This window comes from Pseudoalteromonas sp. TAE79 (assembly GCF_000498015.1).
Taxonomy (GTDB): domain Bacteria; phylum Pseudomonadota; class Gammaproteobacteria; order Enterobacterales; family Alteromonadaceae; genus Pseudoalteromonas.
The window spans coordinates 1-10,462 of the sequence record NZ_AUTL01000182.1 but is presented as its reverse complement, the minus strand read 5'-3'; the positions used below and the strand labels follow the sequence as shown (position 1 = coordinate 10,462).

Sequence of the window (10,462 nt, the reverse complement as noted above, 5' to 3'; positions counted from 1 at the left end):
TTTTTTCACGATACATTGTAGGTTGGCGTGTATCAACGACAATGCACACAGAGCTTATTCTTGATGCGTTAGAGCAAGCTATTTGGCATCGTGGCAACCCCGAAGGGTTAATTCACCACAGCGACAGAGGCAGCCAATATTTGTCTATACGATACACTGAGCGACTTGCTGAAGCTGGAATTCAAGCGTCTGTAGGCAGTGTGGGTGACTCTTATGACAATGCATTGGCTGAAACAATAAATGGATTATTTAAAACAGAGATTATTCGCAGAAATGGCCCGTGGAAGAATGTTGATGCTGTTGAATACGCAACGTTAGAGTGGGTCAATTGGTTTAATAATCAACGCTTATTATCTTCAATTGGGTATATTTCACCAGCTCAATATGAAACAGACTACTATGATAATTTAAACGAGTCAGGTAAAGTGGCCTGACTTAAACAAACTGGTCTCCGATGAACTCGGGGCGATTCAAAACTTTAGCCCCATTATCGACATAATTTTGTTATCTCAAAATAGATCACTTAATTAACCGAATTGGTATTAGAGTATATAAACGACATAGAAGAAAGAAGTGTCGATAACGTTTATATATATGAAACGAGCCCTGAAAGCCGCTTAGTAGATACCCAAAGAAATCGCATTTGGCTTATAAAGAACAACCCATAATAACAAAGCAGTTTCTTTGAAAGTTACTATATAAGGTTACTACATGAAGTTACTAACAAAAGGTGTTGCTCAAGAAAGCCATACAAGAGATGGTATAAATATAGCACCATTTGTCACTAATTACGTTGACATTACATTTGGATAAAACAAATAAAAAAGCAAGCCAGTTGGCTTGCTTCTTATTCATTTTATTAATACGAACAATTAGACTTTTAAATAATCCATAATACCTTCTGCAGCATTACGTCCTTCAAAAATAGCGGTTACCACTAAATCTGAACCACGCACAATATCACCACCAGCAAATATTTTAGGGTTAGTCGTTTGATGTGTAAACTCACTTTGTTCTGGTGCGTTAATACCGCCCCAGTTGTTTATTTCTACATCGTATTTTTCTAACCAATCCATTTTGTGAGGCTGGAAACCAAACGCCATAATAACTTGATCTGCTTCAATAACATGTTCTGAACCAGGTACTTCTTCAGCACGGCTTCTGCCTTTTGCGTCAGGTTCACCTAATTTAGTTTTAACCATTTTAACGCCGGTCACTTTACCTTTATCGTTCAGTACAATGCCTTTAGGCTGAACGTTATACGTAAATATAACGCCTTCTTCTTTCGCATTTTTAACTTCACGTTTAGAGCCTGGCATATTTTCTTTATCACGACGATAAGCACACGTTACTTTTGCAGCATTTTGTCGAATAGACGTACGCACACAGTCCATCGCTGTATCACCACCGCCAAGTACAACTACTTTTTGATTAGCCATATCAATACACGGTTGTTTTGTCTCGTCGTAGCCCATTACACGGTTCGTGTTACCAATCAAAAACGGCAATGCATCGTGAACACCCGATGCATCTTCATTTTCAAGACCTGCACGCATACTCTGATACGTACCAACCCCTAAAAACACAGCGTCGTAATCAGCTAAAATTTGATCAAGTGCAATATCAACACCTACTTCAACATTTAACTTAAATTCTACGCCCATTTCAGTGAAAATTTCACGGCGCTTTTGCATTACTGATTTTTCAAGTTTAAAAGAAGGAATACCAAATGTGAGTAGTCCACCTATTTCTGGGTGACGATCAAACACTACTGGTTTAACGCCATTTCGCACTAAAATATCAGCACACCCTAAACCTGCAGGGCCCGCACCAATAATGGCTACTTTTTTGTCAGTCCATGTTACATAAGACATATCAGGCTTCCAGCCCATTTTAAATGCCTCATCAGTAATGTATTTTTCAATATTACCAATTGTAACAGCACCAAACTCTTCATCGAGCGTACACGAGCCTTCACACAAGCGGTCTTGTGGGCAAACACGCCCACAAACCTCTGGTAAGCTATTTGTACGATGAGAAAGCTCAGCCGCCTCTATAATACGGCCCGTGCGTATTAACTTTAACCATTGTGGAATGTAGTTATGTACTGGACATTTCCACTCACAGTATGGGTTACCACAATCTAAACAACGGTCAGCTTGTGAGTTAACCTGATTCTCTGAAAAGGGTTCGTAAATTTCTACGAAAGATTTTTTACGTGACGAGATTGGTTTTTTGCGTGGGTCTACACGCTGCACGTCTATAAATTGATATACATTTTCGCTCATACTGCCCCCTTATTGCGCCTGAACACGTAGTTCGGCACTACTGCGAGCGCGATGCCCGAGTAAACTTTTTAAGTCACTTGATATTGGTTTTACTAATTTGAACATCGGTAAGTACAATTCAAAGTTAGCCAAAATACTTTCTGCTCTGCACGAACCCGTAAGCTCTAAATGCTCAGCAATTAAGCCGCGTAAATGTTCTTGATGCGACGTTAATTCGTCTAGTGTTACTATTTCTACAAGCTCTGGATTAATGCGTTTTTCAAAATCATTTCGCTCATCTAAAATATAAGCAAAACCACCGGTCATACCCGCGCCAAAGTTAACACCTACATTACCAAGTACACACACAACGCCACCGGTCATGTATTCACAACCGTTGTCACCTACACCTTCAACAACCGCTTGCACACCTGAGTTACGAACTGCAAAGCGCTCACCGGCACAACCCGCTGCAAACAGTTTTCCGCCTGTAGCGCCGTACAAACATGTGTTTCCAGCAATGGTTGCTTTATGGCTTTCAAAAGATGAGCCAAGTGGTGGACGAATCACTAACTTACCACCAGCCATGCCTTTACCTACGTAATCGTTAGCATCGCCAACCAATGTCATTTCAAGACCACCGGCATTCCAAACACCAAACGATTGACCCGCCGTACCGTGTAATTCAATTGCTACTGGGTCTGCCGCCATACCTTGATTACCGTGTTTATCAGCAATATAACCCGAAAGCATTGCACCTACAGAGCGGTCAGTATTACAAATACGACTCACAAGCGAGATACCGCTTGACGTATCGATTGCCTCTTGCGCTTTAGCTAATAAACTTTCGTTTAACTTACCTAGGTAATGCGAACTGTTAGGCGCACTACAATAAAGCGTTTCGCCAGTTGGGTTGTTCGGCTGAGCAATAACAGACGATAAATCAATTTTCTTCTGCTTTGCAGTTTTGCCTTCAATTTCTTCTAATAAATCTAAACGGCCAATTAAGTCAGTTAAATTTGCAACGCCTAGGCTAGCCATAATTTCACGCGCTTCTTGCGCTATAAACTTAAAGTAGTTCATCGCCATTTCTGGTAAGCCGTGATAATGCTTTTGACGAAGTGTTTCGTCTTGTGTTGCAACACCGGTCGCACAGTTATTTAAGTGACAAATACGTAAGTATTTACACCCAAGGGCAACCATTGGACCAGTACCAAAGCCAAAGCTTTCAGCACCTAAAATTGCCGCTTTAATAATATCTAAACCTGTTTTTAAGCCACCATCTGTTTGCAGGCGAATGCGATGACGAAGGCCATTTTCAACTAGTGCTTGCTGTGTTTCAGCAAGTCCAAGCTCCCATGGGCTACCCGCATATTTAACAGAAGTAAGTGGGCTTGCGCCTGTACCGCCGTCGTAGCCAGAAATAGTAATTAAATCGGCATATGCTTTAGCAACACCTGTTGCAATGGTTCCCACACCTGGCTCTGAAACAAGTTTTACAGAAATAAGTGCTTTAGGGTTTACTTGTTTTAAATCGAAAATTAGCTGTGCTAAATCTTCAATTGAGTAAATATCGTGATGCGGTGGTGGCGAAATTAACGTAACACCTGGTACCGAATAACGAAGCTTAGCAATATACGGCGTTACTTTTTCACCTGGTAATTGTCCACCTTCGCCTGGTTTTGCACCTTGCGCTACTTTAATTTGAATAACGTCAGCACTGCGTAAGTAATGAGGCGTTACACCAAATCGACCTGAAGCGACTTGTTTAATACGCGAGTTTTTCTCTGTACCATAACGCAGTTTATCTTCACCGCCTTCACCCGAGTTTGAACAACCACCTAAGCGGTTCATTGCAATTGCTAGCGCTTCATGCGCTTCTGGTGATAGCGCACCAATACTCATTGCTGCTGAGTCAAAACGCTTGTATAGGTTTTCTGCAGACTCAACTTCATCAATGCTTATACCTTGCTCAGGTAGTTTAAGCGCAAGCATGTCACGTAAAGTGGCAATAGGACGCGTATTAACAAGTTTTGCATATTCACTGTAATCACTATATTCACCAGAACGAACTGCTTTTTGCAGGGTTTGGATTACATCAGGATTATAAGCATGATACTCGCCGCCATGTACGTACTTAAACAAGCCGCCGTGGCTTAATAATTTACGCTTACTTAGAGCGAGTTTGTGTAAGCTTTGCTGATCGTCATCAAAGTCGGTAAAGCATGCGCCCTGTATGCGACTTGCCACACCTTTAAAGCACATTTGTACAATAGCGTCAGATAAACCAACCGCTTCAAACAACATTGAGCAGCGATATGATGCAACCGTACTTATGCCCATTTTAGACATGATTTTGTATAAGCCCTTGTTAATGGCTTTACGGTAAGCAAGAGTTACTTCGCAATACGACTTATTAATAATTTTGCTGTCGCTCATTGCAACTAACGATTCATACGCAAGGTATGGATAAATTGCCGTAGCACCAAAGCCTAATAACACAGCAAACTGATGCGCATCACGCACGCTACCGGTTTCAATGATAATGTTTGATTCACAACGAAGATTGTTATCAACTAATCGTTTTTGTACCGCACCTACAGCCATAGCTGCTGGAATCGGCAAATTTGCTTCATCAAAGTTACGGTCAGTTAAAATAAGCATGATACAACCAGCGGCTGCTTTTTCTTGTGCTTGGTCACAAATACGCGTGACCGCATTTTCTAAACCTTCTTCAACTGTGTAGGTAATATCGATTTTACAGTAGCTGTAATGCGCTTCATCAGCATTTAATAGCTGCTGCATGTCTGCGTACATTAAAATTGGCGTATCAAACTGTAGGCGCTTAGCATGGCCTGTTGTTTCGTTAAATACGTTTTGCTCACTACCAATACATGTCGCAAGTGACATTACATGATTTTCACGCAGTGGATCGATAGGTGGATTTGTTACTTGCGCAAATTTTTGACGGAAGTAATCATAAAGCGAACGATGCCCTTCACTAAGCACTGCAAATGGCGTGTCATCACCCATTGAGCCGGTTGCTTCTTGGCCGTTTTCACCCATTACACGAATAACACTATCAAGCTCTTCGTTGGTATAACCAAACATTTTTTGATATTTAGCTAGCGTTTCGTCATCAAATGAGCGATTACCGGCGTCTTGCTCAGTAAGCTCTTCAAATGGTACTAAACGTTTAACGTTCTCCTCAAGCCACGACTTGTAAGGATGGCGAGACTTTAAATCTTGATCGATTTCATCTGAGTGCCAAATTTTGCCAAGCTTAGTATCAATAACTAATAATTCACCTGGACCAACACGGCCTTTTTCAACTACTTCATCGGCAGTGTAATCCCAAATACCCACTTCTGATGCAAGCGTAATAAAGCCATCTTGTGTAATTACATAACGCGCTGGGCGAAGTCCATTACGGTCAAGGTTACACGCCGCAAAACGACCATCCGACATAACAATACCTGCCGGGCCATCCCATGGTTCCATATGCATAGAGTTAAAGTCGTAAAATGCACGTAAATCGTCGTCCATTGCACGGTTTTTCTGCCATGCAGGTGGTACGAGCATACGCATAGCGCGGAATAAATCCATGCCACCAGCTAAAAATAGCTCAAGCATATTATCTAGGCTTGATGAATCAGAGCCGGTTTCGTTTACAAACGGCGCTGCGCTTTGTAAATCAGGAATAAGCGGTGACGCAAACTTATATGAACGTGCGCGTGCCCACTGGCGGTTACCTTCAATAGTATTAATTTCACCATTGTGTGCTAAATAACGGAAAGGTTGAGCTAAAGGCCAACGCGGCTGAGTATTAGTAGAGAAGCGCTGATGGAAAACACAAATCGCACTCGTCATACGAATATCAGCTAAATCTAGGTAAAAATTTGGTAAATCTGCAGGCATCATTAAGCCTTTATAGATAGTTACCAAACCAGATAGACTTGCGATATAGAAAGCTTCGTCATCAACAATGCGCTTCTCAGCGCGGCGGCGTGCTACATATAAGCGACGCTCTAAGTCTTTAGAACGCCAACCTTCTGGCGCGCTAACAAAAATTTGTTCAAAACCTGGTAATTGCTGTACAGCAATAGGACCCAACATAGATGGGTCGGTTGGCACAACGCGCCAACCTAAAATATTTAACGTTTCTTTTTCTAATTCTTCGCTAAGTATTTGCTTTGCAGCTTGCGCTAAAACAGGGTCTGAATTTAAAAATATCATACCCACTGCGTAGTTTTTGCCTAAGTGCCAGTTATGTTCACTAGCAATAGCACGGAAAAAGCTATCTGGTTTTTGTAATAATAAACCACAGCCATCACCTGTTTTACCATCGGCAGATATACCACCACGGTGCTGCATGCGATCAAGCCCCGTAATAGCAGTACGAATAAGCCTATGACTAGCTTGACCATTAACTTGAGCTATTAAGCCAAAGCCACAATTTTCTTTTTCTAACTTTGAGTCGTATAACATAGACCCCTCCCCTTGCTGCACTGTTAGCGTGGATGAACTGCTCGACGATTTGCTAACAGACGGACAAAACTAGCCTCTATCTTAAATAGAGTCAATAGCACTTTGAATACATATTCACATTCTTGAATATTTCTCACTTCATAGCAAGATTTCTTTTTATCATTATTTTTAACATTTAGCGTTATTTTAACCACTATTTTTTCATGACACTGGTGTCAAGTTTAATATATTGTAAAAAACACGAGCCTTCAGCGTGCCAGCTTACGTAAACGTAAAGGCAACCAAAAGTGAATAAGTATTCAGCGCTAGAGAGACTATTCAGTTAACATTTAGATAGTTTTATGCTATTTCATTACTTTAATGGCTTAACATCCCCGATTATTGCTGCTCATTAGTATAGTTATGAAAGTTCATGTCATTTTTTGTACGTTAATAGTGAATTTTTATTTAAAACTATGTCCGATGCGGACACATAAACTGTCCGCGGACATAAATTTCAATAACAAAAAAATAAAAACACTTAAATATCAACACCATAATAGTTGGCATATTAATCGTATAGCTTTATATATAATCGCTAATTGGAATTACTATGTTTACTCTAAGCTTATTTTTACTCTCTCCTATTGCCGCTATTTGCACAGCAGCTTTATTACTGCTGTGCGAAAAATACATAAAAGCAATTTAGGGGAAATTAAATGATTAAAGATACCAGCGCACAAGACGTACAAGTAAAGGCACCTATAAGCTATAAAAAATACGCGATAATCACTGCGATTGTTTTCATTGTGGTCTCTGCAATTGCTTATATTTTTTAAACGAGCCATAGCGCTAAAAGCTCTATTAGCCGCTCAAAAGTACAGATTGCAAAAGTACATGTTAAGGCGCTCATTCGAGACATTGCCGCCAGTGGTAAAATTGTTGCTGCTAATGCTCCTAAAATCTACAGTCCAGAACGGGGGTTTATAGATTTAAAAGTAAAGGCCGGCGATACAGTAAAGCAAGGCGACACACTTGCCCTGCTGCAAAGCCCTGAGTTAACTAATGAATTGAAGCAACAGGAGTCTGTACTTAAAAGACTTGAAGGCGAACAGCAAAGGCAACATTTGCAAGCAAGACGCCAAACACTCACCTCTGGCGAAGAAGGTAAAACGTTGTTTTATGAACTACGAGAAATAAACCCACACCTACCTATTATACTTATTACAGCTTGGACCGAACTTGCCACCGCCATTGAGTTTGTAAAAGCCGGTGCTGCTGATTACTTACCGAAACCCTGGGATGATGCAAAACTACTCGTTTGTATCAGTAACTTAATAGAGCTAGGCAGTGCTAAAAAAACAGTTGCTACACATAATCGCCATCAACAAGAGCGTGAAGGTACATTTAAAAGCGCAGACCTTGCCGGGCTAATATTTAAAAGCACGGCTATGGAACGACTGGTTACTATGGCGCTTCAAGTGGCTAAATCTGATATATCTGCATTAATTACAGGCCCTAATGATAGTGGCAAAGAGTGTATTGCGCATATTATTCAAAGAAACTCCCCACTTGTATCGCAACCTTTTATTAAGGTAAACGCCGGTGCACTACCGCAAGAACTTATAGAGGCCGAACTTTTTGGCGCTGAAGCTGGCGCATACACGGGGATAACCAAACAACGTATTGGTCGATTTGAAGCAGCTGATGGCGGTACGTTATTTTTAGATGAAATTGGTAATTTACCACTTTCAGGACAAATAAAATTACTACGCGTACTACAAACCGGCGAGTTTGAACGTTTAGGCTCAACACAAACACGAAAGGTAAATGTGCGGGTTATATCGGCCACTAACGAAAACTTACTACAAGCAATTCAACAAGGTCGATTTAGGGAAGACTTATATTATCGCCTTAATGTAATTGAGCTCAATGTGCCTGCCCTTAGCGAAAGGCAAGATGATGTTTTAGCACTCATTAGCCACTTCTTACCTCACCGAGAGCTGACTATAAACACAGAGCAAGCACTTCAACATTATAAATGGCCAGGTAACGTTCGAGAGCTAGAAAATGCTTGTAAACGTGTAGCGGTACTAAAACCAACAGGTGCGCTTACAGTCGATGACTTTGCACTTTCGTCATCGGTTACTGCTCAACAAGAAGCAAAAGCAGAACCGACCAAACAGGAAATAGAACACGCAATGCGCGCTCATCAAGGTGTTATAGCCAAAGTGGCCCGTGAATTTGGTTTAAGCCGACAAGCTCTTTATCGTCGATTACAAAAAATGGGTATTGATTATTAATGCCAAACATTATTAGCCACTTTACCCTAAGCCAAAAGGTTGTGTTAATTTGCGCACTTTGTAGCGCGCTGCCTGTTTTTATTATTGCCGCACTTAGTGGTTTTGATATGTACTACACTCTGTTTTTAATATTACTAACGCTTGCATTTAGCACCTTGCTTTCAAGAGCTCTCACCAAACCAATAAAGCTTGGCATGCAATCGCTCGAAACCGGGTTGCTTAATTTTAAAGATGGTGAGCTCTCCAGCTTACTAGCGTATAAAAGTAATGATGAACTTGGAAAACTATGCCGACTTTATAATCAAACCGCTAAACAGCTTCGCCAAGAAAAACAATGGATTTACCAGCGCGAGTTAATGCTTGATAAAGTATTGCAAAGCTCGCCGCAAGCGTTATTACTGGTCAATGATAATAATACGGTGGTATTTAGTAATTTAATTAGCCGTAGTTTATTTAATAGCGCAACCCGCCTTGAAGGTATGCAGCTAAGTAAATTGCTCGAAAATTCGCCCCTGCAATTAATAGCAGCTATAGAGCACGGTGTTGATGGCCTCTTTAATATAGAAATAGAGAATCAAGACTCGCAAACTTGGCATTTAGCCACCGGGGAGTTTTTACTCAATAACCAAAAGCATCATTTATATATATTTAAACAATTAACCCGTGAGCTTAGTCGCCAAGAAGTTGCCGTGCGGAAAAAGGTAATACGCATTATCAGCCACGAATTGAATAATTCACTCGGCCCTATGTCGTCCATGTTACACAGCGCACAATTGCTCGCAAATAAAGTTGATGAGCCCCGCCTTGCCCGTGTATTTGCAACTATTGATGAGCGAATTAGTCATTTAACTGAATTTGTACAAGGCTATGGCAAGTTTGCTAAATTACCTCAGCCACAAAAAACACGGATTAACTGGCAAAACACACTCAATAATTTAAAAAATCACTGGCAATTTAGCTACGAAATAAAAAATCCACACAATGAATTACAAGCTGATCAAGCCCAACTCGAGCAGCTGCTCATAAACTTATTAAAAAATTCACACGAGTCAGGCTCCAACTCCAATGAAATAAATATTCAGGTCGAATTTGTACCCCAAGCTTGTGTTATAAATGTGAGCAACTGCGGCAAAGGTATGAGCGAGCAAGTAATGGCAAATGCTTTAGTGCCCTTTTATTCAACAAAAAGTACGGGAAGTGGTTTAGGGCTAGCCTTATGCAGAGAAATAGCAGAAGCGCACCAGGGGCATATAAGTTTACATAACAAAATAGAGGGCGGCTTAAACGTACAAGTGAGCCTTCCTTATTCGTAAATTCACAAAAATTAAAAACAACAAAGCCACTTAAAAAGCTGTCTCTTGATCACAAGTCTGACTCAAGAGATTTTGCTAAATCGTAGCCTTCCAGGATGGCTTGTAACTTAAG

At 40.8% G+C, this 10,462-nt stretch carries 5 protein-coding genes; 3 read left to right on the top strand and 2 right to left on the bottom strand.

Annotated features, from left to right (window positions below):
- The coding region (locus tag L655_RS0113835) for an IS3 family transposase (protein ID WP_024604509.1) at positions 1 to 434 on the top strand (434 nt) is incomplete at its 5' end.
- Between the two features lie 438 nt (positions 435 to 872).
- Here the strand turns inward: L655_RS0113835 and L655_RS0113825 are convergent.
- Positions 873 to 2,288 (bottom strand): FAD-dependent oxidoreductase, encoded by a 1,416-nt coding sequence (locus L655_RS0113825; protein WP_024605343.1) that lies wholly within the window; start codon positions 2,286 to 2,288, stop codon positions 873 to 875.
- Between the two features lie 9 nt (positions 2,289 to 2,297).
- Positions 2,298 to 6,755 (bottom strand): glutamate synthase large subunit, encoded by a 4,458-nt coding sequence (gltB, locus tag L655_RS0113820; protein WP_024605342.1) that lies wholly within the window; start codon positions 6,753 to 6,755, stop codon positions 2,298 to 2,300.
- An 842-nt stretch (positions 6,756 to 7,597) separates the two neighbouring features.
- On the opposite strand from gltB, the gene L655_RS0113810 reads away from it, so the two are divergent.
- Positions 7,598 to 9,037 (top strand): sigma 54-interacting transcriptional regulator, encoded by a 1,440-nt coding sequence (locus L655_RS0113810; protein ID WP_343222944.1) that lies wholly within the window; start codon positions 7,598 to 7,600, stop codon positions 9,035 to 9,037.
- Positions 9,037 to 10,350 carry an ATP-binding protein gene (locus tag L655_RS0113805; RefSeq protein WP_024605340.1) on the top strand — a complete coding sequence of 438 codons (1,314 nt, stop codon included), beginning with the start codon at positions 9,037 to 9,039 and terminating at the stop codon, positions 10,348 to 10,350. The genes L655_RS0113810 and L655_RS0113805 overlap by 1 nt, the downstream gene beginning before the upstream one ends.
- Positions 10,351 to 10,462: the final 112 nt, after the last annotated feature.

Excerpts from the sequence above, each read along its gene's own strand:
- gltB (WP_024605342.1), bottom strand. The coding sequence starts at position 6,755 with ATGTTATACGACTCAAAGTTAGAAAAAGAAAATTGTGGCTTTGGCTTA.
- L655_RS0113805 (WP_024605340.1), top strand. The coding sequence starts at position 9,037 with ATGCCAAACATTATTAGCCACTTTACCCTAAGCCAAAAGGTTGTGTTA.
- L655_RS0113825 (WP_024605343.1), bottom strand. The coding sequence starts at position 2,288 with ATGAGCGAAAATGTATATCAATTTATAGACGTGCAGCGTGTAGACCCA.